Annotated in this window: 27 protein-coding genes and 1 tRNA gene; 18 read left to right on the top strand and 10 right to left on the bottom strand. The window is 66.7% G+C overall.

Annotated elements, in window-relative coordinates:
- The first annotated feature begins 134 nt into the window (after positions 1-134).
- The 6 genes from fdnG (at position 135) to selB (ending at position 9,266) form a co-directional block, all read left to right on the top strand.
- Positions 135-3,209 carry a formate dehydrogenase-N subunit alpha gene (gene fdnG / locus KF707C_RS25605; RefSeq protein ID WP_145959073.1) on the top strand — a complete coding sequence of 1,025 codons (3,075 nt, stop codon included), beginning with the start codon at positions 135-137 and terminating at the stop codon, positions 3,207-3,209.
- Positions 3,210-3,220: 11 nt separating this feature from the next.
- Entirely contained in the window at positions 3,221-4,147 is a 927-nt protein-coding gene (fdxH, locus tag KF707C_RS25600; protein ID WP_003452790.1) for a formate dehydrogenase subunit beta, read from the top strand.
- A gap of 73 nt (positions 4,148-4,220) precedes the next feature.
- On the top strand, positions 4,221-4,853 hold the full coding sequence (locus KF707C_RS25595) for a formate dehydrogenase subunit gamma (RefSeq protein WP_003452788.1): 633 nt from the start codon (positions 4,221-4,223) through the stop codon (positions 4,851-4,853).
- Between the two features lie 111 nt (positions 4,854-4,964).
- A complete protein-coding gene (gene fdhE, locus KF707C_RS25590) occupies positions 4,965-5,894 on the top strand; it encodes a formate dehydrogenase accessory protein FdhE (protein ID WP_003452787.1) in 930 nt (309 codons plus the stop codon).
- Positions 5,895-5,943: 49 nt separating this feature from the next.
- A complete protein-coding gene (selA, locus tag KF707C_RS25585; protein WP_003452786.1) occupies positions 5,944-7,350 on the top strand; it encodes an L-seryl-tRNA(Sec) selenium transferase in 1,407 nt (468 codons plus the stop codon).
- Positions 7,347-9,266, top strand: a complete 1,920-nt coding sequence (gene selB / locus KF707C_RS25580; protein ID WP_003452785.1) for a selenocysteine-specific translation elongation factor — start codon at positions 7,347-7,349, stop codon at positions 9,264-9,266. The genes selA and selB overlap by 4 nt, the downstream gene beginning before the upstream one ends.
- 190 nt (positions 9,267-9,456) lie before the next feature.
- On the opposite strand, the gene KF707C_RS25575 is transcribed toward selB, so the two are convergent.
- Complete coding sequence (locus KF707C_RS25575; protein ID WP_003452784.1) at positions 9,457-9,678, bottom strand: hypothetical protein; 222 nt, start codon at positions 9,676-9,678, stop codon at positions 9,457-9,459.
- A gap of 170 nt (positions 9,679-9,848) precedes the next feature.
- Here KF707C_RS25575 and KF707C_RS25570 point away from each other — a divergent pair, with 170 nt between their 5' ends.
- The 9 genes from KF707C_RS25570 to KF707C_RS25530 all read left to right on the top strand — a co-directional run bounded on the left by KF707C_RS25570 (position 9,849) and on the right by KF707C_RS25530 (position 15,254).
- A complete protein-coding gene (locus KF707C_RS25570; protein ID WP_096368066.1) occupies positions 9,849-10,067 on the top strand; it encodes a hypothetical protein in 219 nt (72 codons plus the stop codon).
- Positions 10,064-10,267, top strand: coding sequence for a hypothetical protein (locus KF707C_RS25565; RefSeq protein WP_088190885.1), 204 nt, complete (start codon positions 10,064-10,066; stop codon positions 10,265-10,267). Before KF707C_RS25570 ends, KF707C_RS25565 begins: the two co-directional genes overlap by 4 nt.
- 1 nt (position 10,268) lies before the next feature.
- Entirely contained in the window at positions 10,269-10,529 is a 261-nt protein-coding gene (locus KF707C_RS25560) for a hypothetical protein (protein WP_003451083.1), read from the top strand.
- 386 nt (positions 10,530-10,915) lie between these two features.
- A complete protein-coding gene (locus KF707C_RS25555) occupies positions 10,916-11,218 on the top strand; it encodes a helix-turn-helix domain-containing protein (protein WP_003451086.1) in 303 nt (100 codons plus the stop codon).
- Positions 11,218-12,522: a HipA domain-containing protein gene (locus KF707C_RS25550; protein ID WP_003451088.1), complete on the top strand. Its 1,305-nt coding sequence runs from the start codon at positions 11,218-11,220 to the stop codon at positions 12,520-12,522. Before KF707C_RS25555 ends, KF707C_RS25550 begins: the two co-directional genes overlap by 1 nt.
- Before the next feature lie 148 nt (positions 12,523-12,670).
- A tRNA-Sec gene (locus KF707C_RS25545) sits at positions 12,671-12,766 on the top strand.
- 406 nt (positions 12,767-13,172) lie between these two features.
- On the top strand, positions 13,173-13,793 hold the full coding sequence (locus KF707C_RS25540; RefSeq protein ID WP_003451090.1) for a hypothetical protein: 621 nt from the start codon (positions 13,173-13,175) through the stop codon (positions 13,791-13,793).
- On the top strand, positions 13,786-14,529 hold the full coding sequence (locus KF707C_RS25535; protein ID WP_036992573.1) for a hypothetical protein: 744 nt from the start codon (positions 13,786-13,788) through the stop codon (positions 14,527-14,529). Before KF707C_RS25540 ends, KF707C_RS25535 begins: the two co-directional genes overlap by 8 nt.
- 437 nt (positions 14,530-14,966) lie before the next feature.
- Positions 14,967-15,254 (top strand): hypothetical protein, encoded by a 288-nt coding sequence (locus KF707C_RS25530; protein ID WP_003451096.1) that lies wholly within the window; start codon positions 14,967-14,969, stop codon positions 15,252-15,254.
- Between the two features lie 146 nt (positions 15,255-15,400).
- On the opposite strand, the gene KF707C_RS25525 is transcribed toward KF707C_RS25530, so the two are convergent.
- The 7 genes from KF707C_RS25525 to KF707C_RS25495 all read right to left on the bottom strand — a co-directional run bounded on the left by KF707C_RS25525 (position 15,401) and on the right by KF707C_RS25495 (position 19,757).
- A complete protein-coding gene (locus tag KF707C_RS25525; protein ID WP_003451098.1) occupies positions 15,401-15,868 on the bottom strand; it encodes an aminoacyl-tRNA deacylase in 468 nt (155 codons plus the stop codon).
- Between the two features lie 156 nt (positions 15,869-16,024).
- Positions 16,025-16,513: a GNAT family N-acetyltransferase gene (locus KF707C_RS25520; RefSeq protein WP_003451100.1), complete on the bottom strand. Its 489-nt coding sequence runs from the start codon at positions 16,511-16,513 to the stop codon at positions 16,025-16,027.
- 7 nt (positions 16,514-16,520) lie between these two features.
- Positions 16,521-17,078: a DUF4136 domain-containing protein gene (locus KF707C_RS25515; RefSeq protein WP_003451101.1), complete on the bottom strand. Its 558-nt coding sequence runs from the start codon at positions 17,076-17,078 to the stop codon at positions 16,521-16,523.
- A gap of 110 nt (positions 17,079-17,188) precedes the next feature.
- Positions 17,189-17,788, bottom strand: a complete 600-nt coding sequence (locus KF707C_RS25510) for a DUF4136 domain-containing protein (protein WP_003451105.1) — start codon at positions 17,786-17,788, stop codon at positions 17,189-17,191.
- Positions 17,789-17,799: 11 nt separating this feature from the next.
- Complete coding sequence (locus tag KF707C_RS25505) at positions 17,800-18,549, bottom strand: methyltransferase (protein ID WP_003451107.1); 750 nt, start codon at positions 18,547-18,549, stop codon at positions 17,800-17,802.
- Positions 18,546-18,848: a MazG-like family protein gene (locus KF707C_RS25500; RefSeq protein WP_003451110.1), complete on the bottom strand. Its 303-nt coding sequence runs from the start codon at positions 18,846-18,848 to the stop codon at positions 18,546-18,548. The genes KF707C_RS25505 and KF707C_RS25500 overlap by 4 nt, the downstream gene beginning before the upstream one ends.
- A gap of 54 nt (positions 18,849-18,902) precedes the next feature.
- A complete protein-coding gene (locus tag KF707C_RS25495) occupies positions 18,903-19,757 on the bottom strand; it encodes a MaoC family dehydratase (RefSeq protein WP_003451112.1) in 855 nt (284 codons plus the stop codon).
- Between the two features lie 170 nt (positions 19,758-19,927).
- On the opposite strand from KF707C_RS25495, the gene KF707C_RS25490 reads away from it, so the two are divergent.
- Positions 19,928-20,926, top strand: a complete 999-nt coding sequence (locus KF707C_RS25490) for an AraC family transcriptional regulator (RefSeq protein WP_036992580.1) — start codon at positions 19,928-19,930, stop codon at positions 20,924-20,926.
- Positions 20,927-21,078: 152 nt separating this feature from the next.
- Here KF707C_RS25490 and KF707C_RS25485 read toward each other — a convergent pair whose 3' ends face one another.
- The gene (locus KF707C_RS25485; protein ID WP_003451117.1) at positions 21,079-22,434 is read right to left on the bottom strand and encodes a 3-oxoacyl-ACP reductase; all 1,356 of its coding nucleotides are present in this window, start codon (positions 22,432-22,434) and stop codon (positions 21,079-21,081) included.
- Positions 22,435-22,597: 163 nt separating this feature from the next.
- Between KF707C_RS25485 and KF707C_RS25480 the strand changes: the two genes are divergently transcribed.
- Positions 22,598-23,875, top strand: a complete 1,278-nt coding sequence (locus tag KF707C_RS25480; protein ID WP_003451118.1) for an acetyl-CoA C-acetyltransferase — start codon at positions 22,598-22,600, stop codon at positions 23,873-23,875.
- Positions 23,876-23,983: 108 nt separating this feature from the next.
- Here the strand turns inward: KF707C_RS25480 and KF707C_RS25475 are convergent, their stop codons facing one another.
- A complete protein-coding gene (locus KF707C_RS25475) occupies positions 23,984-24,322 on the bottom strand; it encodes a hypothetical protein (RefSeq protein WP_003451119.1) in 339 nt (112 codons plus the stop codon).
- A 324-nt stretch (positions 24,323-24,646) separates the two neighbouring features.
- On the opposite strand from KF707C_RS25475, the gene KF707C_RS25470 reads away from it, so the two are divergent.
- Positions 24,647-25,540 (top strand): PA4780 family RIO1-like protein kinase, encoded by an 894-nt coding sequence (locus tag KF707C_RS25470; RefSeq protein WP_004421417.1) that lies wholly within the window; start codon positions 24,647-24,649, stop codon positions 25,538-25,540.
- Positions 25,541-25,599 lie beyond the last annotated feature (59 nt).

The raw sequence follows: 25,599 nt of genomic DNA, 5'->3' as shown, positions 1-25,599 counted from the left end.
AACAGGCTGCAAAGGCCTCGTACCGGTTCGCTTTGCCGGTGGCTTTCTGGCATTAGCCCCCACCCCTGACTACCCTTGCACAGGATATGCCCGGCCATGTACCGGGCACCGTCTGCCTGATGAGGGAGAACACGATGGACATGAACCGTCGACAGTTCTTCAAGGTCTGTGCCCTGGGCCTTGGAGGATCGAGCCTGGCGGCGCTGGGGGTGGCACCCCCGGCAGCCTTCGCCGACCAGGTGCGTCATTTCAAACTGGCGCGCAGCATCGAGACGCGCAACACCTGCCCCTACTGCTCGGTCGGCTGCGGCCTGATCATGTACAGCCAGGGCGACGGCGCGAAGAACGTCGCGCAGAACATCATCCACATCGAGGGCGACGCCGATCACCCGGTGAACCGCGGCACCCTCTGCCCGAAAGGCGCCGGCCTGCTGGACTTCGTCCACAGCCCCAACCGCCTCAAGTACCCGCAAGTGCGCGAAGCCGGCTCCAGCGAGTGGAAGCGCATCGAGTGGGACGAGGCGCTGGACCGCATCGCCAAGCTGATGAAGGACGACCGCGACGCCAACTTCGTCGCGCAGAACGCCGCCGGCCAGACCGTGAACCGCTGGCTCACCACCGGCTTCCTCGCGGCGTCCGCGTCCTCCAACGAAGCGGGCTACATCACCCACAAGGTGGTGCGTTCCCTGGGCATGCTGGGGTTCGATAACCAGGCACGTGTCTGACATGGCCCGACGGTAGCAAGTCTTGCTCCGACGTTTGGCCGTGGCGCCATGACCAACCACTGGACCGACATCAAGAATGCCGACCTGGTGCTGATCATGGGCGGCAACGCTGCCGAAGCCCACCCTTGCGGCTTCAAGTGGGTCACCGAGGCCAAGGCGCACAACAAGGCGCGGCTGATCGTGGTGGACCCGCGCTTCACCCGTTCGGCGTCCGTCGCCGACTACTACGCACCTATCCGCACCGGGACCGACATCGCCTTCCTCGGCGGGTTGATCAACTACCTGCTGGAGAATGACAAGATCCAGCACGAGTACGTGCGCAACTACACCGACGTCAGCTTCATCGTCCGCGAGGGTTATGGGTTCGAGAACGGCTTCTTCAGCGGCTACGACGCCGAGAAGCGCAGCTACACGGACAAGTCAGGCTGGGGCTACGAGATCGGCGAGGACGGTTTCGCCAAGGTCGACCCGACCCTGAGCCATCCGCGCTGCGTCTACAACCTGCTCAAGCAGCACTACAGCCGCTACACGCCGGACGTGGTGAGCAACATCTGCGGCACGCCCAAGGAACAGATGCTCAAGGTCTGGGCCGAGGTCGCCGAAACCTCGGCGCCCGGCAAGGTCATGACCATCATGTACGCCCTGGGCTGGACCCAGCATTCGGTGGGCTCGCAGATGATCCGCACCGCCGCCATGGTCCAGCTGCTGCTGGGCAACATCGGCATGCCCGGCGGCGGCATGAACGCCCTGCGCGGTCACTCCAACATCCAGGGCCTGACCGACCTGGGGCTGCTCTCCAATCTGCTGCCGGGTTACCTGACCCTGGCCGGTGACGCCGAGCAGGACTACGCCGCCTATATCGCCAAGCGCACCACCAAGCCGCTGCGGCCCGGGCAGCTGTCCTACTGGCAGAACTACGAGAAGTTCCACGTCAGCCTGATGAAGTCCTGGTTCGGCAAGGCCGCCACCGTCGAGAACAACTGGTGCTACGACTGGCTGCCCAAGCTGGATATCCCCGGCTACGACGTGCTCAAGGTCTTCGACCTGATGCACCAGGGCAAGGTCAACGGCTACTTCTGCCAGGGCTTCAACCCCATCGCCTCCTTCCCCAACAAGGCCAAGGTCGTGGAGAGCCTCTCCAAGCTGAAGTACCTGGTGGTGATGGACCCGCTGGCCACCGAGACCTCGGAGTTCTGGCGCAACGCCGGCGAGTTCAACGACGTCGACACCGCCAGCATCCAGACCACCGTGTTCCGGCTGCCCACCACCTGCTTCGCCGAGGAGGACGGCTCCCTGGTGAACAGCGGTCGCTGGCTGCAATGGCACTGGAAGGGCGCCGAGCCCCCGGGCCAGTGCCGCACCGATATCGCCATCATGGGCGGGCTGTTCCATCGCCTGCGCACGGCCTACCAGAAGGACGGCGGCGCCTTCCCCGACCCCATACTCGGCCTGGACTGGAACTACCTGCGCCCGGACGAACCGGGGCCGGACGAAATCGCCCGGGAGTTCAACGGCAAGGCCCTCGCCGACCTCATCGACCCGGCCACCGGTGCCGTGCTGGCCAAGGCGGGCGAGCAACTGCCCGGCTTCGCCCTGCTGCGCAATGACGGCAGCACCGCCAGCGGCTGCTGGATCTTCTGCGGTTCCTGGACCGCCGCCGGCAACCAGATGGCCCGTCGCGACAACGCCGACCCCTACGGCATGGGCCAGACCCTCGGCTGGGCCTGGGCCTGGCCGGCGAACCGGCGCATCCTCTACAACCGCGCCTCGGCGGATACCACCGGCAAGCCCTGGGACATGGAGAAGAAGCGCCTGGTGTGGTGGAACGGCAAGGCCTGGGGTGGCACCGACATCCCCGACTTCAAGGCCGATTCACCACCGGAAGCCGGCATGAACCCCTTCATCATGAATCCCGAAGGGGTGGCGCGGCTGTTCGCCGTGGACAAGATGGCCGAGGGCCCGTTCCCCGAGCACTACGAGCCCTTCGAGTCGCCCATCGGCCGCAACCCCCTGCACCCGGAGAATCCCAAGGCCACCAGCAACCCGGCCGCGCGGGTCTTCGCCGCGGACTGGGACACCTTCGGCAAGGCCGACAAGTTCCCCTACGCGGCCACCACCTACCGGCTGACGGAGCATTTCCACTTCTGGACCAAGCATTGCCGGCTCAACGCGATCACCCAGCCCGAGCAGTTCGTCGAGATCGGCGAAGCCCTGGCCGAGGAGTTGGGCATCGTCGCCGGGCAGAAGGTCAAGGTGTCCTCCAACCGGGGCTTCATCAAGGCCGTGGCCGTGGTGACCAAGCGCATCAAGCCCCTGCAGGTGGACGGCAAGACGGTGCACCAGGTGGGGATTCCGTTGCACTGGGGCTTCTCCGGCGTGACGCGTGCAGGGTTCATCACCAACACCCTCACGCCCTTCGTCGGCGACGGCAACACCCAGACGCCGGAGTTCAAGTCGTTCCTGGTCAACGTGGAAAAGGCATGAGGAGCTGAGCCATGGCATCACAAGACATCATCGCCCGCTCCGCCACCACCACGCCCAGCCCCTCGGTCAGGGAGCTGGACGAGGTGGCCAAGCTGATCGACGTTTCCAAGTGCATCGGTTGCAAGGCCTGCCAGGTCGCCTGTTCGGAATGGAACGACCTGCGCGACGAGGTGGGCCAGAACCACGGCACCTACGACAACCCCACCGACCTCACCGCCGACTCCTGGACGGTGATGCGCTTCACCGAGCACGAGAACGACGCCGGCAACCTCGAATGGCTGATCCGCAAGGACGGCTGCATGCACTGCGCCGAGCCGGGCTGCCTCGCGGCCTGCCCGAGTCCCGGCGCCATCGTGAAGTACGCCAACGGCATCGTCGACTTCAACCAGGACAAGTGCATCGGCTGCGGCTATTGCATCACCGGCTGCCCCTTCGACATCCCGCGCATCTCCCAGAAGGACCACAAGGCCTACAAGTGCAGCCTCTGTTCCGACCGGGTGTCCGTGGGCCTGGAGCCTGCCTGCGTGAAGACCTGTCCCACCGGGGCCATCGTCTTCGGCAGCAAGGAGGCCATGAAGGAGCACGCCGCCGAGCGCATCACCGACCTCAAGTCCCGGGGCTTCGAGAAGGCGGGCCTGTACGACCCGGCGGGCGTCGGCGGCACCCACGTCATGTACGTGCTGCACCATGCCGACCAGCCCTCGCTCTACGCCGGCCTGCCGGCCGATCCGGCCATCAGCCCCATGGTCAGCCTGTGGAAGGGCATCACCAAGCCCTTCGCCCTGCTGGCCATGGGCGCGGTGGCGCTGTTCGGCTTCTTCCACTACGTGCGGGTGGGTCCGAACCGCGTGGAGGAAGACGAGGCGCCCCAGGGCGATGCGGCGGTCCACAAGGTCGACCCGTCCGTGCATGAGGTCGACCCCAAGGCACCGAGTTGAGGCGACTTTTACCCCCTCTCCCCCCGGGAGAGGGCAGGGGCGAGGGTAGCCCGCCCCAAGAACGGAGTCAGACATGAACAAGCACATCCAACGCTACACCTCCTCCGAGCGCAGCAACCACTGGGCGGTGGCCATCCTCTTCGTGCTTGCCGGGCTCTCCGGCCTGGCGCTGTTCCACCCGGCCCTGTTCTGGCTCACCCACCTCTTCGGCGGAGGGGCCTGGACGCGCATCCTGCACCCCTTCCTCGGCGTGGCGATGTTCCTCTTCTTCCTCTTCATGGCGATGCGCTTCGCCCACCACAACCGCTGGGAGAAGAACGACGGCCAATGGCTCCGGCAGTGGAAGGACGTGGTCGCCAACCGAGAGGACAAACTGCCGGAAGTCGGCCGCTACAACGCCGGACAGAAGATCCTCTTCTGGGTGCTGCTCCTTTCCATGCTGGTGCTGCTGGCCACCGGCGTGGTCATCTGGCGGCAGTACTTCAGCCACCTGTTCGGCATCGACCTCATCCGCCTCGCCGCGCTGCTCCACGCCTTCGCCGCCTGGGTGCTGATCTGCAGCATCATCGTCCACATCTACGCCGGCATCTGGGTCAAGGGCTCCATCGGCGCCATGCTCTACGGCTGGGTCAGCCGAGGCTGGGCCCGCAAGCACCACCCGGGCTGGTACAAGGAGGTCAGCAAAGGGGAGAGCGGCAAGCACTGATCGCCTTCGGGTTCAGTCCACCGCCTTCCGGCGCTCCACGCCGATACCCCGATCAACCCCATTCTCCCGGGCAGCCAGGCCGCCCGGGCCCAACCCAGCAAGGAGTCCTGCGTGTCAGGCCAGATACTCGAACCCGGACAGATCGAAGCTGCCGCCAACATCCCCCCCTTCCTCCACCTGCCGGGGCGCGATCTCTTCATTCGCCGCGCCGAGCGGCTACGGTCGCTTGCCCAGGGCCATCCGCTGGCGGGCTACCTGCTGCTGATCGCGAACCTCTGTGAGGCCCAGCAACAGGTGCTGGACAATCCGCCCCCGCTGCCGGGCCCCGCGCCTGCGGCCATCGCCCGCAGTCGCGAGCACCGCATGCCGCCGATACCCTTCGAAAGCCTGGTGCGCGCCGATGGCTGGCTCGCCGCCGTCGACGCCCTGCTGGAGCGCCTCCAGGGGGCGGCCAATCCCGCTGTCGGCGAGGCACTGGCGCAGCTGCGCGGCGCCGATCCCGACCAGCGCAAGGCCTGGGGCGTGAGCCTGCTCAGCGGCCAGTTCGACCTACTGCCCCCGGCCATCGCCCCCTTCATCGGTGCCGCCCTGCAAGTGGCCTTCAGCCATTGGCTGCTGGCCCTGCCCGAAGGCGCCCTGGTGGAGAACGACACCAGGACCCTCTGTCCGGCCTGCGGCTCGCCGCCGGTCGCGGGCATGATCCGCCACCGTGGCAAGCACAACGGCCTGCGCTACCTGTCCTGCTCCCTGTGTTCCTGCGAATGGCACTACGTAAGGCTGAAATGCAGCCACTGCCAGGAGAGCAAGCACCTCGCCTACTTCTCGCTCGAACGCCTCGGCCGCACGGCGGAGCAGGCGCCCCTGCGCGCCGAGACCTGCCCCGGCTGCCAGAGCTACCTCAAGCACTGCTACCTGGAATTCGATGCCGACGCCGAGGCCCAGGCCGACGACCTCGCCAGCCTCGACCTCGACATGCGCCTGGCCGACGAAGGCTACCTGCGCCGCGCGCCCAACCTGCTGCTGGCGCCCGGCGGAGAGTGAGCGCCTAGACTGATCAATGGACCCGAACGCCCCGCGCTAAGGAATGCCCATGTCGGCCCCACGCCTGCCCTCCGTCGACCGCCTGCTGCGCAGCCCGGCCTGCGCGCCGCTGCAACAGCGCTACGGCCGCGAGCCCCTGCTGAAAACCCTGCGCGACCTGCTGGATGAACTGCGCGAACCCGTGCGCCAGGGGCACCTCGCCGCCGTCGAACTCAGCGAAGCCGTGCTCGCCGGACGCGCCGGCGAACGCCTCGCCGCCTGGCACGCCAGCCGCGTGCGCCGGGTGTTCAACCTCACCGGCACCGTCCTGCACACCAACCTCGGCCGCGCCCTGATGCCGGACGAAGCCATCGAGGCCATCACCCTGGCCGCCCGCTACCCGCTGAACCTCGAGTTCGACCTCGCCAGCGGCAAGCGTGGCGACCGCGACGACCTCATCACCGGCCTGGTCCGCGAACTCACCGGCGCCGAAGCCGTCACCGTGGTCAACAACAACGCCGCCGCCGTGCTGCTCGCCCTCAACAGCCTCGGCGCGCGCAAGGAAGGCGTCATCAGCCGGGGCGAACTGATCGAGATCGGCGGCGCCTTCCGCATCCCCGACATCATGGCCCGCGCCGGCGTGAAGCTGGTCGAGGTGGGCACCACCAACCGCACCCACGCCAAGGACTACGAGGCCGTCATCAACCCCCGCACCGGCCTGCTGATGCGCGTGCACACCAGCAACTACAGCGTGCAGGGCTTCACCGCGAGCGTCGCCACCCCCGAACTCGCGCGCATCGCCCACGCCCATGGCCTGCCCCTGCTGGAAGACCTCGGCAGCGGCACCCTGGTGGACCTCACCCGCTGGGGCCTGCCCAGGGAACCCACGGTGCAGGAAGCCCTGCGCGACGGCGCCGACATCGTCACCTTCAGCGGCGACAAGCTTCTCGGCGGCCCCCAGGCCGGGCTCATCCTCGGCAGCAAGGAACTGATCGGCCGCATCAAGAAGAACCCCCTCAAGCGCGCCCTGCGGGTGGACAAGCTCACCCTCGCCGCGCTGGAAGCGGTGCTCGCCCTCTACCGCGACCCCGAGCGCCTCGCCGAACGCCTCACCACCCTGCGCCTGCTCAGCCGCCCGCAGCCCGACATCCTTGCCCAAGCCCAACGCCTGGCTGCGCCGCTGGCCACCCAGCTTGGCGGAGCCTGGCAGGTCAGCGTCGAACCCGCCCTCGGCATGATCGGCAGCGGCGCCCAGCCCGTGGCCCGGCTGCCCAGCGCCGCCCTCTGCCTGCGCCCGCAGCAGCCCAGGCGACTGCGCGGCCGCGCCCTGCGGCAGCTGGAAGAAAGCCTGCGCACCCTGCCCATCCCGGTGATCGGCCGTCTCGACGACGACGCCCTCTGGCTCGACCTCCGCCAACTGGACGACGAGCCCGCCTTCCTCGCCCAGCTGCCTCACCTCGACGGGGGCATGGCGTGATCGTCGGCACCGCAGGCCACATCGACCACGGCAAGACCGCCCTGCTCAAGGCCCTCACCGGCCAGCAGGGCGACCGCCGCCCCGCCGAGCGCGAGCGCGGCATCACCATCGACCTCGGTTACCTCCACGCCGACCTCGGCGACGGCCAGAGCACCTCCTTCATCGACGTGCCGGGCCACGAGCGCTTCGTCCACAACATGCTGGCCGGCGCCTGCGGCATCGACCTGTTGCTGCTGGTGGTGGCCGCCGACGACGGCGTCATGCCGCAGACCCGCGAGCACCTCGCCATCGCCGAGCTGCTGGGCATCCGCCGCGCCCTGGTCGCCCTCACCAAGGTCGACCGCGTGTCCGCCGAGCGCCTTGCGCAGGCCCGCGCCGAAGTCGCGGCGCTGCTGGCGCCCGGCCCTCTGGGCGGTGCGGAGATCTTCCCGGTGGATAACCTGGGCGGGCAGGGCATCGAGGCCCTGCGCGGCGCCATGCTCGCGGAAGCCGCCCACGCCGCCAGCCGCAGCGAGCGCGGCCACTTCCGCCTGCCCATCGACCGCGCCTTCAGCGTTTCCGGCGCCGGCGTGGTGGTGACCGGCACCGCCTTCGCCGGGCAGGTGCGGGTGGGGGACGAACTGATCCTCGCGCCCTCCGGGAGGACACTGCGCGTGCGCGGCCTGCGGGCTCGCGACCAGGCGGTGGAGCAGGCCGGCGCCGGCCAGCGCCTGGCCCTCAACATCGCCGGCGAACGCCTCGCCCTGGAACAACTGCACCGGGGCGACTGGCTGCTGGCACCGGCCCTGATGGCGCCCACCACCCGTGTCGACATCGACCTGCACCTGCTCCCCGGCGAGCCCCATGACCTCGCGCACTGGACGCCGGTCCACATCCACCTCGGCGCCCAGGACGTCACCGGCCGCGTGGCCCTGCTGCAAGGCAACAGCCTCGCCCCGGGCCAGCGCGCCTTCGCCCAGGTGCTGCTCAACGCCCCGGCTCATGCCGTGCACGGCGACCGCCTGGTGCTGCGGGACCAGTCCGCCCAGCGCACCCTGGGCGGCGGCCGCGTCCTCGATCCCTTCGCCCCGGCCCGCAACCGCCGCACGCCGGAGCGTCTCGCCCAGCTGCAGGCCCTGCAAGGCGACGGCCTGGAATCCGCGCTGCCGACGCTCCTCGCCACGGCCCACAATGGCCTGGACCCGCAGTCGCTGGAGCGCCAGTTCAACCGTCCGCGTGGCGACTGGTCGTTGCCGGATGAGGTTATCGAAGTCACCACCCGCCAAGGCCCGCGCCTCTTCGCCAAGGCGCGCTGGCAGAACCTGGAAGACCGGTTGCTGGACGGCCTCGGGCGCTTCCACGCCGAACTCCCCGACGAACTCGGCCCCGACCGCGACCGCCTGCGCCGCTACGCCCTGCCGGAACTGGAGCGCCCCGTCTTCATCGCCCTGCTGGACAGCCAACTGGCCAGCGGCGCCGTGCAGAGCAGCGGCCCCTGGCTGCACCTGCCCGGTCACCAGGTCCGACTGAGCGACGCCGACGAAGCCCTGCGCCAGCGCCTCTGGCCCCTGCTGGAAGCCGGCCGCTTCGACCCGCCCTGGGTCCGCGACCTGGCCCGGGAGCTCCAGGTGGACGAAGGCGCCATGCGCCTGCTGCAACGCAAACTCGCCCGCCTCGGACTGCTGCATCAGGTGGTCAAGGACCTCTTCTATCCCGACAGCACCATCCGCCAACTGACGGCCCTGGCCCAGCAACTGCAGCAGCAACAGGGCACCATCGGGACCGCCGCCTGGCGCGACCACATCGGCCTGGGGCGCAAGCGCAGCATCCAGCTGCTCGAATACTTCGACCGGGTCGGCTTCACCCGGCGCATCGGCAATGAACGTCGGATCAGGGAAGACTCGGGGCTGGCCCACGCCACGGCGGGTAGTGCTTGAGTGCAGGTCGTTCAGCTGATGGAAGGGACGTTCGCGCGGTAGCGGGGCGGGGTTAAAATTCCGATCGCTGTCCGTAGTGGTCGGTAGTAACCGACCAGGAGCGGGCGTCCTTGACGGGGTGAAATCGGCCAGGAGCGGCCGGCGAGAAGCTCGAACTACGTAATGGCGTTGAGCGCAGCGATACCCATCCTCAACCCGCTGAATGCGCCTCGTCGTATTCGGGGCTGGTTTGGCCCTTTTCGGGAATGATTTCGCCGCTGGCCAACCACAGGGCGTACTGGGGGAAGGCTTTCACCAATACGTCGATCTCTTCGCTGCTGACGCGGACGGCTCCTTTGCTGACGTTCAGCCATCTGCTGTGGTCGGTTTCGCTCAAGACGCTGAGCTTCTTCGGCCCGACCTTCTTGATCAATAAGCGCGCTCTATCTGCCGAGCTATCCATATAGCTAAGTTCAACCGTGTTAATCAGGGTAACTATTGACTCGGTGAGGTAATGGGTCAATAATTGACTTGGGGTAATTATTGACTTGAGTTTCACTCAAGCCCATCAAAGACCGACATGGTGCAATAAAGGCCAAGGATGTGGAAGGAACCAATCTGACGCTCAACGACCTGCTCAGCCCACCGCCACTGATGCCCAGGCGCGTGTTCGCCGACTGGATAAGGATGGGCGACGAACACAACATCGTTTGGGGATGGATCCGCAACGGCTCCATCCCCTCCCACCAGGTCGGCAAGCACCTGATGGTCAACGTCGCGTTGCTGACCTGCGAACTGCTGAAAAAGGAGTGGACCCCATGAGCAAGGATGAAAGCCTGGCCCTGTGCAGCGTGAAGACCTTCGCCGAAATGACCGGCGTATCCATCGAAGAGGCCATTGCCTGGGTGGACGACGGCACCATCCCGAGCCTGAAGCTGGCCGGCTTCCGCATGGTCAACCTCGCCCGTCTGCGGGAAGACCTGCTCAAGGGCAAAACCGAGTTCTCGGCGGGGGACTACTGACATGTCCAGCCAGTGCGCCGCCATCGACAGCGCCACCGCGCTGTCCTGCCTCGGGCAAACGGTGCTGATGGAACTGGGCTGGGACGAAGACCCGGAGTCCGTCTGGCGCTGCCTCCATGTGCTGGGCGTGGTGCTGCCGAAGGAGGGCATCTACGAGCATGGGCATTTCGTGGTGGTCAACGCCCTGGACCCGAAGGCGTTTCCCCATGAAGTCTTCTGGGCCTACATCCGTTCCCTGCAGCCGATTCGCGAGCCGGGCTGAGAACTACCTTGGGCCCGACTGAGCCCAGTCGAGCATTCCCCGGTGAGTTCAGCGCGTTGCGCCAGGCCACTTCCAGGACGTTCTGGAATACGGCCCCACCAGGGATTTTCGACAGTTCTTCACTGCTTCTCCGCTCGCCCAGAAGGAATCCTCGCAATCGTGAGGATTTTTCAAGCCAGGTCTATTCTGCGACTATAATCCTCTCGTTCGTGAGGATTATTATTGGCCAAGCCTCTTGATCGATGTAATCCTCACGACTATGTGGTTTTTTCAGCTTGGTTCAACGTTGCTCATCTTTTCCTTATGGGCGTGGGGATTTTTCAGTGAATGTGCCTATCGATTCTCCCAAAGCCTTGGGCCACCTCATCCGGGCCTGTCGAAAGGCCATGAACATGCGCCAGGACGTGGCCGCTGGTGTTATCGGTGTGAGCGAGAACTTCCTCGGCAAGGTCGAACGCGGCGGTGAAACCGTGCAATGGGGGCTGCTCTTCCAGGTCATGCAGGAACTGGGGCTGAAAGTGTCGGTGGAGGTTCCCGATGAGATTGCCGGGGAAACGAGAGCTCAGATCGTTCGAGCATTCAACAAACCGGCCATGACGATGAGCCCCAGCACGAGCACGTCGAGTTCTGATGACTTGGGGCGCTTGATGTTCGCCATTGAAAAGTCCCTGAGCGACAAGGCGCGCTGATGGATCGCCAACTGTACGTCTGGATCAACTTCGATCAGGTCGGTGTTCTGGCCGAACGCAATGGCTTATGGACATTCACCTATACCCAGGACTGGCTGAGCAATCGTGATGCCTACGCCATCAGCCCGAGTTTGCCGCTGAGGGTGGAATCCTGCGTTGACGGTGCAAGCGACCGTCCCGTTCAGTGGTTCTTCGACAACCTGCTCCCGGAAGAAGGGCAACGCCAGCTCATTGCCGCAAGTGCCGGCGTGGGGGGTGAGGATGCATTCGGGATGCTGCAGCACTTCGGTGCCGAATCGGCCGGGTCCATCACCTTGCTGCCCCCTGACCAAGTGCCCGAGCCAGGTGAGCTACGAGCGCTTGCGTTTGATGCGATGGCTGAGCGCATTCGGAAAATGCCTCGAATCCCCTTGGCCGAGCAGTCCTTCAAACGGATGTCGCTGGCCGGGGCACAACACAAAGTCGCGCTCCGTGTTGAGGAGGGTGAGTTCCTGGAACCAGGCGGCAACGAACCCTCGACACACATCCTCAAGCCGGATCACCCGAGCGGCGACTTTGCCCATTCGGTGATCAACGAGTGGTTCGTGATGACGCTCGCCAGGAAGGTGGGCCTGCCTGTTCCGGTCGTGACCCGAAAGTACATTCCCATGCCGGTCTACCTGGTCGAGAGGTTCGATAGGACTCGTACTGCTAGCGGGTGGACAAGGCTTCACTGCCTGGACGCCTGTCAGGTCCTCAATCTGGATAGGACGACCAAGTACCACGCGGGGAGCGTCGAGCGCTTGGGTGAGTTGAGCGCGATGTGCCGCATTCCCGCCAGAGCCAGGCTGCAGCTTTTCCAATGGCTGACGTTCAATGTCCTGGTCGGCAACACCGATGCACACTTGAAGAACCTCAGCTTCTTCATGAAGCCTGGTGGGCTGGAGCTGGCACCCTTCTATGACCTGCTGAGTACCGCCGTCTGGACCACCAAGGCCTTCGACAAGGACCATTGGCCGGGCGCAGTGACCATGGCCTGGCCGATAGCCGGTGAAGATCGTGTGGAGCGCATGAGCCTGGAGTTGCTGGTCGAGGCGGCCGGGATACTCGCGATCAAGCCGGCCACGGCGAGAACACAGGTGATCCAGTTGGCTACTGCCGTTCGCAGAGGTGCTGAGCAACTCATTGACCAGGTGCAACGTGAAAATGAGGAGATAGCCAGGCTGCAGCCCGAGGTCGGGCATGCATTCCCCGGGGAGATGAGAGCGTTGCGCAGCATCGATTCGATCGTCATCGCTGAAATGTCGCGCAAGCTGCTCCCGTGAGCCTGGTCACTCTGCGCTAGGCTGGCGTTGCGCCAGGCCACTTCCAGGATGTTTTCCGGTATGGTCCGCATCAGGATTTTCGACACTACTTCGACACCGACCCGCTTGCACAGCAGGTAGGCACGGAAAAAGCCTTATAGATCAACATGGAAGGCAAGCACGCCCGGTGGCGTGGCCGGGCTTCAAACCCGGTGGGGGACGGCAGCCGTTCCTGGGTGGGTTCGACTCCCACTGCCTTCCGCCAATTACCTATCTGAAAGCCCCGCCATTCGGGGCTTTCGGCTATTCGGAGGTGGCTGTTTCGGGCTGGATGTCGAAGAAGTGTCGAAAATCCCGGATCGCCCCCTGCAAAGCCTGCCGGTCAGCCTGGCAGGGCCAGCAAGGCGAAGGCGAGGCTGATGATGCCCCCTGCTGGCGCTGTACGAGGAGCTAGAGACAGTGGCGGGTCTGGATGGCGATACCCAGGACGATATCTACAAGGCGATCGATACCTTCGGCCCGTTATTGGCGCTGATTCCCAGGTGAAGGACTGTGTTTCGGGGACGCCTCTCGCAATGCCGTTTCCAAGTTTTGTAGCCTTTATAGGATTCTTTTAAATAAGTTGCCTTTATAGGCTACTGTTGACTTGTTTTTTCTTGTCAGGAGCCTCCATGACGATCAAGGCAGTGTTGACCGGTGATCTGGTTCATTCCCAGGCGGCTCGCGACGTCTTGGCCTATGTCGATGGCCTCCATGAAGTCCTGCGCAAGCTGGAGGGGCGTTTCGCCTTCCAGGCCGAGACATATCGAGGCGATGGATTTCAACTAGTCCCGGGGGACGCCAGTGAGGCGATGCGTTGCGCCGTGCTTCTGCGCGCCGGGCTGATCGCCGCGAGTCCCGCCACAGAGCGCTGGGATGCGCGGATTGCCGTTGGCTTGGGCCAGGTGGATGCTCGGGGGGGATTTGGCGAGGCATTCGTGTTGTCCGGCCGGGGCCTGGATGGCATGAAGAAGAGCCGCCTGGCGCTATTCAGCCGCGATGAGCGCTTGTTGGAGCGCCTGGAGCTGGCCACCGAGTTTGTGGCGGCAATCATCGACGGATGGACTGCCGTTGAGGCGCAAACCTACTTTCTCCAGACCCTGGCGGGGCTGGATCAGCAAGGCACCGCGGACTTGCTCGGAAAATCCCGCGTCACGGTAAACAAGGCTCTGCAACGAGCGAATGCTCGCCTGGTTGAGCGCTATCTGGAGTGCTCCAGAAAATGGATCGAGGAGTTGTTACGACATGGATGAGTCACGGCTGTTATTGCTGTTCCTGATACTGGGCTTCCTGTTGCTGGAGTTCGTATGTCCATTGCGACGCCAGCAGGAGCGGGTCTCCTGGCCCAGGGTCTTTCCGGTGGTGTCAGCTTTACTGCATGGGCTTTGCGTCGCCGTGCTGTTGCTGGCATTTGGAAGCACCTGGTCGTTCGCGTCGGCCGCCGGCATGGCATTCGCGCTCTACCGCTGGCTGCTTGGTCACGGTGTCGTGCAGTTCGGAGCTGGGGTTGCTGCAGGGCTGGCTGTCGAACTCATAGGCAATCTTTTGGGGCTTCTGGTGATATGGCTGACCAACGAACACTACTGGCTCGAGTTGCCGATCCTCCTCAAAAACACCCTGACCCTGGAGCTTCTGGTGATTGTGCTGGCGTATATCGCGATGTTGCAGCCGGCTTCCAGAATCATCGCAGCCATGCTGCAGCCCTGGATGGCTTCGCTTACCGGGAAAGATGATGGGTCTCTGAAGAATGCGGGGGCGCTTGTCGGATACCTGGAACGCTCGATGATTCTTACATTCGTCTTGTTGCAGCAGTGGGAGGCCGTGGGATTTCTTCTGACGGCCAAGAGCATCCTGCGGTTCAACGAGGTGAAGGGGGCCAATCACCACGCCCGTAGTGAATACATCCTGCTGGGAACATTGCTGAGTTTCAGCATCAGCATTGGTGCCGGGCTGATGACGTTGCTGGCCCTTGGAAAGTCCCTGGCTTGATGTCATCACTCAGGACCGCTTTGGAACTGTCGTCCTCGGATGGAGAAGACAGTATCCACAAGGCGACTCCTATCGTTCGCCCTGTAGCGAAGCCCTGCGTGGCTCCGCTGCATCGCATCCCGTGGCGGCTCAAATAATCACGGCATTCGTGTGTTTTAGCTTTTTCAGTATTTTCAGTGGCTTGCGTTTTCTTCTTAGTGTCGAGACTGAAATTGCGACGGACGGTCGAGCCATTCGGATGCATGAGGCTTGCGGCATTCCATACTGATTAGCACTATTCGCGACAGTTCTTCCGGGTGCGGCATCGCCCGGAAGCAGGCAGTTGCAGGTGGATTGCCTGATCATTCGAATGATCTGCACAGCAAAAGCGTTGACCGCTCCAAGGCAGCGCCTCACAGAAGGCGCACTTGCGCGAAGGCGATATATAAGGAGTTGAGATGAGCATCCGATTCGCACTGGGTAGCGTCCTGGTCCTGATGGCCAGCGTCAGCTTCGCGGCCACGCCTGCCGCCAAAGGCGCCAAGGAAAGCAACAACTACTACCTGAACTGGCAGGAGCGCAACGGCGCCATCGCCCTGGATTCGGTGTGCAGCAAGAACGAGAAGGGCACCAAGCAGTTCCAGAGCTGCCAGAAGCACGCCCAGGTGATCTTCCGCAACTCCTGCACCCGCTCCAAGGACCCGGCGAGCAAGTGGTGCGTGGCCCAGGCGCAGTACAAGCCCTGATCGACCCAGGCGATCCACAGACACAAGGCCCCGATTCGGGGCCTTGTCGTTTCAGGAGGGCGAAGCGCCCCCTTGCGGCCCGGCGTTTCCGGCTACTGGTGATCGGCAACCGGGGGCCATGGCGCCTCCGGGTACTCGACTCCGGCTCACTCGCAGAGCTTGCCGCTTTTTGCTTCCGGTATCAGCGCCATGTATTGCTTGCCGCTCATGTGCACCAGTTCGTCGTGTCGGCCGGACTCGAAGTAGATGTCCGGCTGTTCGGCGAGGGACTGGTCCACCAGGGTGTCGAGGCCGAAGAGGTTGCCAACGGCGGGGATGGCACCCAGTTCGCAGTCGGCGAAGCGTTTGCCGAAGTCCTGTTCGCGTACCAGGCGCCAGTGGCGGTGGGTGAGCTTGTGGACCTTGCCCAGATCGACATGGCGCGAGGCAGGCACCACGGCCATCAGCCAGTGGCCCTGGAAGTCGTCGAGGATCACCGGTTTGGCCATCTGTTGCGGCGGGATGCCGGCGCGGCGCGCGGCTTCGCGGGTGGTCATGGACGGAGTGTGGCCGAGTACGTCGAACCGGGTCTTGTGTTGCGCGAGGCAGCTTTGCAGCTGGGTGATCATGGTCATGGGACACCTCCTGCCAGGGGCCGGCTGGTCACTCCCGAGAAGTCGGCGTTGTCGGCATGCATGGAGGAGCTTCCCGCTCCCCGTCGGGCACGCTGGGTGCCATGTGGATAAGTCTAGTGGCGAGGGCCGTCGGAGGGGCGCAAGGCGCTGATCGGTTCAGTCGAGGCGCAGGGCCTTGTCCATCTGCACCAGGGCGACCCGCTGGCCGTCGGGGGTGCGGCGTTCGACGATGCTGCGGGGCTGGTAGCCGAGGCGGCTGTAGAGCAGCAGGCCACCGGTGTTGGCGTTGAAGCAGGAGATTTTCATCAGGGGGGCCCTGTACTGCTCGCGGGCCTGGCGCTCCATGGCGCGGATCAGGTACTGGGCGACGCCCTGGCCCCGGGCCCAGGGGGCCACCATCATGTTGCCCAGGGCGCAGTACTCGCCGTGCTGCCATTGGTAGAAGTTGGCGAAGCCGGCCACCTGGCCGTCCAGCAGGGCGACGGTGCTGCCCCGGCGCTCGGCCATGGCGGCGGCGAGCTGGCCGACGGTGAGCGGCCAACTGGCCTTGGGGTAGGCGTAGAAGAGTTCGTCCGCATCCTGGGGAAAGCGGACGATTTCGGCGAGGTCTTCGGTGCGGGCGGGGCGATGCTGCAGCTCGGGCATGGGGTTCTCAGCGGGGCGGGTATTGTTCGATGACTTTGGCCACTGTCTCGCGGATGGCGGCTTCGCGCTCGGCGGGGCTGGGGGGCGCGCTCTTCATGATCTGTTCGGCGCTGCCGCGCCAGACCAGCTTGCCGTCCTTGCCGTCGAACAGGTCCACCTGGAGGGTAGCGACCTTGTAGTGGTAGGTGCGGGTTTCGGTGTAGGCCGGGCCGCCCCAGTAGCCGCCCCAATAGCCTCCCCAGTAGCCGCCGTAGTTGTAGCTGGTCTGCTGCTGGCGTTCGTCGACGATGAGCCAGGCTTGCACGGTGAGGTCGGCCGTGCCCTTGGCGGCCGGGCGCAGGCCACGCTGGTCCAGTTGCTGGCCGACGGCCTCGCGGATGCGTTGCTCGGTGAGGTCGCTCTTGATGCGCGGATCGTCGGGGCTGTACTGCAGGGCGGGTTCCTTCCAGGCCCAGCTGCGGTAGGCGCCGAAGTCGCGTGAGCTGTCGTAGTCGCGGTTCACTTCGTAGCTCTGGCAGGCGGCCAGGAGCATGACGCTGGCGAGCAGAAACGTGCGGCGGAACATGGTGGAGCCTCCTGTGCCGGAACCCTTATCGAAGCGCATGGCAGAGCGGCCGGCAAGGGCTTTGTGAACGCCCGGACGCGGGCCGGTGAGCGTCTCCGCCAGGCTCCCGCTCAGTGGGGCGGGTAGCCGTCGAGCGCCTCTTCCACGGCCTCGCGCAGGGCGTCGACGTTCTGCGATCGACTGCCGTTGGCGCGGGTCTCGGCGCTGCCGCTCCACACCGGCTGGTTGTCGCGGGCGTCGTAGAACTCCAGGTAGACCACGCCCACCTGTTCCTCGTAGGTGCGGACGATGGGCACCGAGGCCCAGGCGCCGTACTGGTCGCGCCAGGGACCGTTGCCGTAGTAGGCGCCGGCATAGTCGTCGTACTGCCGCAGGCGCCTTTCGTAGCGCAGGGTGGCGCTGACCTTGAGGTCCGCTTCGGCGGGATTGCGGGCCTGGCGCAGGCCGTGCTGGTCGAGGCCGGCGTTGACCATCTCGGCCATCTGCTCGGGGGTGGACCAGTGGGTGCCGGCGGGCAGGCGGCCGTCCGCCCAGGTCCAGCTGCGGTAGCGGCCGAAGTCCCGGGGCGCGGCGGGGTAGGCGCTGCTGTCGAAGGTGGTGGCGGCCTCCGGGGGCGCGGGCGGCAGCGGGCGGGATTCGGCCTTGTACGGGTTGGGGCTCTGGCAGGCCGCGAGCAGCAGCGAGAGGGCAAGCAGGATGGGCGGTTTCATGGGGCCTCCTTTCAGAGCGGCCGGCAGATCCAGTGCAGGTAGCGGCCCAACCCCCGATAGCTCGGATGACGACGGTAGGCCAGCTCCATTTCCAGCAGGTCCACCAGCTCGGCCTTGGCCTGGAATTCCTGGGGCATGTAGTCGTGGAAGACCCGCACGCCGCTCTGGTTTTCGACTCGCCAGAGGCCATCGAGTTGCGCCGCCAGGTCGCGCGGGTCGAGGGGCTGCTGCGGGGTCAGGCTCTGGCCCTCGCCGGCGAAGCGATGCTTGCGCAGCTTGCGGAAATGGCCCTTGAGCAGGTTGCGGTAGATCAGTGCGTCCTTGTTGTAGAAGGCCAGGGACAGCCAGCCGTCGGCGGCGGTGAGCTGGTGCAGCACGGGGAGGATGGCGTGGGGCTCGGCGAGCCATTCCAGTACGGCGTGGCAGAGCACCAGGTCGTAGGGTTCGGTGAGCTGGCCCAGCAGGTCCTGCCAGGGCGCCTGGATGAAGGTGGCCGGCTGGCCGGCGTCGGCGAAGCGCTGCCGGGCACCTTCGAGCATGGGCTCGGCGGGCTCGGCGAGGGTCACCTGATGGCCGCGTTGGGCCAGCCAGAGGCTCATGTGGCCGAGGCCGGCGCCCACGTCCAGCACCCGCAGGGGGCGGTCGGGCAGGGTTTCGGCGAGGTCCGCCTGGAGCACGGCGAGGCGGATGGCGCCCTTGGCGCCGCCGTAGATCTTCTCGGCGAAACGGGTCGCCAGTTCATCGAAGTGACGGTCGCTCATGTGAAGCGCCTTTCGCTGTCGGCGAGCTTGGCGCGCACCACCTCTTCCATGTCCAGGCCCAGCTCGGCGCAGAGCAGCAGGAGGTAGAGGACGATGTCGCCCACTTCCTGGCCGGCGTGGGCGAGCGTCTCGGGTGGCAACTGGCGGGACTGGTCTTCGGTCAGCCACTGGAAGATTTCCACCAGTTCGGCCATTTCCACGCTGGCGGCCATGGCCAGGTTCTTCGGGCTGTGGAAGGGGCGCCAGTCGTTGCGGTCGCGGATGGCGTGCAGGCGCGCGGTGAGTTCGTCGAGGTTCATGGGGCTCTCCTTGGAGCCGCCAATGGTCCCGCCGCTCAGGCCGCCGCGCAAGGGTCAGGCAAGGCGGCGCCAACTGCCCGCCATGTGCGGCGTGTCGTCCTTGCCCAGCAGCGCCAGCTGGCCGCTGGGGGCCTCGGCGCTGGCCAGGAGGGTGAGTTCGGCCGGCAGCAGCACGGGTTTCTGGAAGCGCACCGCCACTTCGTAGCCGGCGGCGGGCAGGTGGATCTCCAGCGCCGCCAGGCTGCGGGCCTTGTTCCACAGGCCGTGGGCGATGGCACGGGGGAAGCCGAACAGCCGCGCACTCGCGGCCGACAGGTGGATGGGGTTGCAGTCGCCGGCGACCCGGGCGTAGCGACGGCCGATGCCGGCGTCGGCGTACCACTGGTCCAGGTGGTGCAGGGGCAGGCTGTCCTCCGATTCCCGGGGCGCCGGTTCGCCGGGCAGGCGCAGGCCACGGAAGAGGATGCGGCTGTCGCCTTCCCAGACCAGGCCGAGCTGGTCCTCCAGGCGAGTGATCAGGCTGAAGCTGGCGCCTTTCTCGTGGGGGCGCAGGTCGTCGACCTGGACGCTGAGGGCGAAGGGGCCGAGGCCGCCCAGGGCGCGCAATACGCGGATGCGGTTCTCCAGGTGGACCAGGCCCAGCAGCGGGAAGGGGAAGCGCGGGTCGGTGAGCAGGCGCATCTGCAGCGGGAAGGCGAGGATGTGCGGGTAGGTGGCCGGCAGCAGGCCCTTGTCGCGGAAGCCACAGACCTGGCGGTAGCGCGCGAGGTGGCCGGGGTCGACGCTCGCCTGGCAGCGCACGCCCATCTCGGGCAGGGCAGTGCCACGGGTTCCACGGCGCAGGACGGCGCGGGCGAAGAGGCCGGGGAGGGCGGGAGGCGCGGGCAGGTCGAGCCAGTCGATGGCCATCGGGTTGTCTCCTTGAGGCGAATGGGGCTCAGCATAGCCAGCCTGCCCCGACCTGCATGGACCGGCGCTTTCCCGGGCGCGGCGGGTCAGCCGATCCCGGCCTTGAGCGGTGGGGATAAAGCTGCATAAGATGGCCGCGCCTCGCAGACAATAAGAAAACTCCGAAAATGATGCGTGATCCGACCGACGATGTGGCGCTGATGCGCCCCGTGATCGACGCCCTGCGTGCCAGCGGCACCGATCCGGACAAGGTGCTGGTGCGCGTGGGCCTGCCACCGGGCGGACTGCCCGCAGGCCGTTTCCCCCATGCCGCGCAAGCCCTGTTCTGGAAGGCCGCCGCCGACGAGTGCGGCGAGGAACATATCGGCCTCTACCTGGCCGGCCACCTGCCTGCGTTCAATGGCCTGCTGCTCGAATACCTCTTCCTCTCCAGCGGCACCTTCGGCGAAGGGCTGCGCCACGCCCTGCGCCATGTGCGACTGCTGTCCGACACCCTCTGCGCCGACCTGGACGTGGAGGGCCCTCGTGCGGTGCTTTCCCTGGGCCGGCAGCCCGGCGGCAACCGGCATTTCCCGGAGATGCTGGCGGGCGCGCTGATCCGCCTCTTCCATGCCCTGACCGAGGGGCGCTTCAAGCCCCACGAGGTCCGGCTGATGCATGCCGAGGGTGCGCCGGCGGAGCGCTACCAGGCGGTCTACGGCTGCCCGGCGGTGCTCGGCGCCGAGCGGTACGCGCTGATCTTCGATGCCGAGGTGCTGGACACCCCGTCCCGTCACGCCTCGCCGGACCTGTTGCGCATGCACGAGTCCCTGGCTCGCCGCCAACTGGCGGTGGTGGAGCGGCTGGACCTGGTGCGCCAGGTGCGCGAGCTGATCGGGGAATTGCTGGTGGATGGCGGCGCCACCCTGGAGCAGGTGGCCGCGCGCCTGGACATGCCGGCCCGCCGCCTGCGGGAGCGCCTGGCCAACGCCGGCGTGCGCTTCAACGACCTGGTGACCGACTACCGCTGCCGCCTGGCCAAGGAGCTGCTGCTGAAGACCGACGAGCGCATCGAGGTGATCGTCGAGCGCACCGGCTTCTCCGAACCCAGCACCTTCTACCGCGCCTTCAAGCGCTGGGTGGGGGAGACCCCGGTGGAGTTCCGCAGGAAGGGGCGCCAGGACAGCTGACGGCGGGGTGAACCCGGCGGGCAACGGGCCGACCCCGGTCGTAGGGTGGACCACGTTTCATCGGTCCACCGTTCGAGGCCCGGCTTCGCGCCGCTGGTGGATGCAAAAGCGCCATCCACCCCACCAACCAGGGTGCGCCGCGCGTTCCGGCGCTAGGCCCCCAGCAGGCTCTGCCCGCACACCCGCAGCACCTGGCCGGTGACGGCGCCGGAGCCCGGCTGGGCGAACCAGGCCACGGCTTCGGCCACGTCCTGGGGCAGGCCGCCCTGGCTCATGGCGTTCATGCGCCGGCCGGCCTCGCGGAGGGTCAGGGGAATGGCGGCGGTCATCTGGGTTTCGATGAAGCCGGGGGCCACGGCGTTGATGCTGATGCCGCGCTTGCCCAGGGCCGGGGCCCAGTTCTGCGCCAGGCCGATGACGCCGGCCTTGCTCGCCGCGTAGTTGGTCTGGCCCAGGTTGCCGGCGATGCCGCTGATGGAGGCGATCAGCACCACGCGGCCGTTGTCGTGGAGCTTGCCGGCCTCCAGCAGCGCCTGGGTGAGCACCTGGGGCGCGCGCAGGTTGACCTCGATCACCGCGTTCCAGAAGTCGTCGCTCATCTTGGCGAGGGTCTTGTCGCGGGTGATGCCGGCGTTGTGTACGACGATGTCCAGGCCGTCCGGGAGGGCCTCGACCAGTTGGCGGGCGGCGTCGGCGGCGGTGATGTCCATGGCCAGGGCGCGACCGCCCAGGCGGGCGGCCAGGCCTTCGAGAGCCTCCCGGGCGGGCGGCACGTCCAGCAGCACCACATCGGCGCCGTCACGGGCGAGGGTTTCCGCGATGGCCGCGCCGATGCCCCGGGAGGCGCCGGTCACCAGGGCGCGCTTGCCGGCGAGCGGGCGGGTCCAGTCCCGGACCTTCTCGGCGCAGGCCGCCAGGCGCAGCACCTGGCCGGACACGTAGGCGCTCTTGGGCGACAGCAGGAAGCGCAGCAGTCCCTCCAACTGGTCCTCCGCGCCCTGGCCGACATACACCAGCTGCACGTTGCCGCCCCGGCGGATCTCCTTGCCCAGGGAGCGGGTGAAGCCTTCCAGGGCGCGTTGCACCGAAGCGGCTTCCAGGTCCTCGATGGCCTCCGGTGCGCGGCCGAGGACCACCACCTTCGGACAGGTGCCGAGCCCCTTGAGCGCCGGCTGGAAGAAGTCCCGCAGGGCGATGAGCTGGTCGAAGCGGGCCAGGCCGCTGGCGTCGAAGACCAGCGCCTTGAGTTTCGGACCCTGCCCGGCGGTCCAGCGGGGCAGGCCGAAGCGGCCTTCCTCGTCGGCGAAGTTCTGGTCGGTGAGCTTGTTCAGCACGGCGCTGGCGGCCTCGGCCAGGGGGCCTTGGCCGCCGAGCAGCAGGGCGCCGTCCACCGGCCGCGCGCGCCCGGCCACCCAGCGTTCCAGGCGCAGCGGCGCCGGCAGGCCGAGGGCGCCCACCAGGCGACGCCCGGCGTTGGAGTTGGCGAAGGCGAGGTAACGGTCGTTCATGGGGGCGCTCCTGCTGCGGCATCGAAAGTGGGCCCACTCTACGCAGGTGCGGGGTTCGCGCAACTGACCGCGCTGACCCGCCACCCGGCAAGGCGGCCAATCCAGGCGTCTAGTCTTGTACCGGACACTGCAACCTGCCAACGCTCATTCGCAAGGAGTCACCATGGTCCAGACGCGCCGGGTCGCCATCGTCGGCGGCAACCGCATCCCCTTCGCCCGCTCCAACACGGTCTACGCCACGGCCAGCAACCAGGACATGCTGACCAGCGCCCTGGAGGGGCTGGTGGAGCGCTTCAACCTCCACGGCGTGCGCGTCGGCGAGTTCGCGGCGGGGGCGGTGCTGAAGCACTCCCGGGACTTCAACCTGGCCCGCGAATGCGTGCTGGGCTCGCGCCTGGCGCCGGAAACCCCGGCCTACGACATCCAGCAGGCCTGCGGCACCGGCCTGGAGGCCGCGCTGCTGGTGGCCAACAAGATCGCCCTGGGGCAGATCGAGTGCGGCATCGCCGGCGGCGTGGACACCACCTCCGACGCCCCCATCGGGGTCAACGAGGGGCTGCGCCAGATCCTTCTGCAGGCCAACCGCGCCAAGTCCACCGCCGACAAGGTCAAGGCGCTGCTGCAGGTGCGCCCGCGCCACCTGGCGCCGCATATCCCGCGCAATGGCGAGCCGCGTACCGGGCTGTCCATGGGCGAGCACTGCGAGCTGATGGCGCAGACCTGGGCCATCCCCCGCGACGAGCAGGACCTGCTCGCCATCGCCAGCCACCAGAAGCTGGCGGCGGCCTATGCCGAGGGCTGGCACAACGACCTGATGACGCCCTTCCGTGGCCTGAACCGCGACCAGAACCTGCGCCCGGATATCGACGCGGGGAAGCTGGCCGGCCTGAAGCCGGTGTTCGAGAAGGGCCCGCGCGGCACCCTCACGGCGGCCAACTCCACCCCGCTCACCGACGGCGCTTCGGTGGTGCTGCTGGCCAGCGAGGACTGGGCCAGGGCGCGGGGGCTGCCGGTCCTCGCCTACTTCCGCGACGGCGAGGCGGCGGCGGTGGATTTCGTCAGCGGCGAGGAGGGGCTGCTGATGGCGCCGGTCTACGCGGTGCCGCGCCTGCTGGCACGGAACGGCCTGTGCCTGCAGGACTTCGACTACTACGAGATCCACGAAGCCTTCGCCGCCCAGGTGCTCTGCACCCTCAAGGCCTGGGAGGACGCCGACTACTGCAAGACCCGTCTGGGCCTGGACAGGCCCCTGGGCGCCATCGACCGCAGCCGGATGAATGTAAAGGGCAGTTCCCTGGCCGCCGGCCACCCCTTCGCCGCCACCGGCGGACGCATCGTCGCCAACCTGGCCAAGCTGCTGTCGGTAGCCGGGGAGGGCCGTGGGCTCATCTCCATCTGCGCCGCCGGAGGCCAGGGTGTGACCGCGATCCTCGAACGGTAATCCAATACCCGTGGCTTCACGTCATCGGGGCCACGCGATGTAAGCAACTCCGTGATTTGGGGCGGCCCGCACTGTCGGGGCCGCCCTTTTTTTCGTTCCCGGAAGGCCTCAGATATCCCGCAACTCACCGTCGCACACGATCTTCACCCGCTGGTGACGCTCCAGCCGCACGGGGTCTCGACCGGTGATGCTCCAGCCCTTGGCCAGCAGCGCTTCGATGCGCTGGCGCACGACAGGGAAGCGACGACGCTCCGGGGGGGCGTCCCGGCGACGCTTGAGCACCACCCATTGACCCGCCACGTATTCGATCCAGGGCGCCTGCTCCGGCTCCCTGCGATCCTCCCTGGACGGGATATTGCTCCGGAACAGGATTTCGTCCGGTTCTTCGGGACGCAGCCACTCATCGTGGCTCAGCTCGGGTTCGTACAGCAGCCTGGAGTCAGCCATTCGAATTGAACCTCCCTCTCGTTCGATCACCTGCAGCCACCTGGGCCTGCACCTGGGGGTAAACTCGTTGCACAGGACCTGGAGCAACGGCTGTGCCATATGTCGCGAGTCGCTCTGGGGCGGGCGTTTCCAGCGTCGAGCGTGGGCCGTTGGCCGGGCCGCTGGGGAATGGCACGCAGGAGTGGGGACACGCGGGGGCATGCGCTGTCGTAACATGCGTCCCCGGCACGTCACTCCGTCGTGTCGTGGATAGCCGAAGCCGGCGGCATACCGTATAAAGTCGGCCCATCCCGCCCCCGTTCCCGAGAGAGTCCACCGCGTCGCATGAAGACCCCGAAACGCCTCGAACCCCTGCTTGAAGACGGCCTGATCGATGAAGTGATACGCCCGCTGATGAGCGGCAAGGAGGCGTCCGTCTACGTCGTGCGCTGCGGCAGCGAACTGCGTTGCGCGAAGGTCTACAAGGAGGCCAACAAGCGGGGTTTCCGTCAGGCCGCCGAGTACCAGGAAGGCCGCAAGGTCCGCAACAGCCGCGATGCCCGGGCCATGGCCAAGGGCTCGAAGTACGGCCGGCGCGAGCGCGAGGAGACCTGGCAGAACGCCGAGGTGTCGGCGCTGTTCCGCCTGGCCAACGCCGGCGTGAGGGTGCCCAAGCCCTATGACTTCCTCGATGGCGTGCTGCTGATGGAAATGATCGGGGACGGCGAGGGCGACGCCGCGCCGCGCCTGAACGATGTCGACCTCACCCCCGAGGATGCCCGCGAGTTCCACGCCTTCATGATCGGCGAGATCGTGAAGATGCTCTGCGCGGGTCTGGTCCACGGCGACCTCTCCGAATTCAACGTGCTGCTCGATCCCCAGGGGCCGGTGATCATCGACCTGCCCCAGGCGGTGGACGCCGCCGGCAACAACCATGCCTTCCGCATGCTGGAGCGGGACGTCGGCAACATGGCCGCCTATTTCGGGCAGTTCGCCCCCGAGCTGCTGTACACCCGCTACGCCAAGGAAATGTGGGCGCTCTACGAGGACGGCAAGCTGACGCCGGACTCCCCGCTCACCGGCGAGTTCGCCGAGCCCGAGGACGCCGCCGACCTGGATGCGGTGATGCGCGAGATCAGGGCCGCCCTGGCGGACGAAGCCCGCCGCCAGGCCGCGCGGGCGGAAGCCGATGCACCCGCTGGTCAGGAGGAGCCGACGCCGCCCTGGCTGCAGCATTGAGCGGGCTTGACCGCTGTCCGGCTGCGCACGATCCTTGTCCATTGGTTTTTACAGGAGAT

This window comes from Pseudomonas furukawaii (assembly GCF_002355475.1).
Lineage (GTDB): Bacteria > Pseudomonadota > Gammaproteobacteria > Pseudomonadales > Pseudomonadaceae > Metapseudomonas > Metapseudomonas furukawaii.
This window is presented reverse-complemented; position numbering and strand designations above follow the sequence as displayed.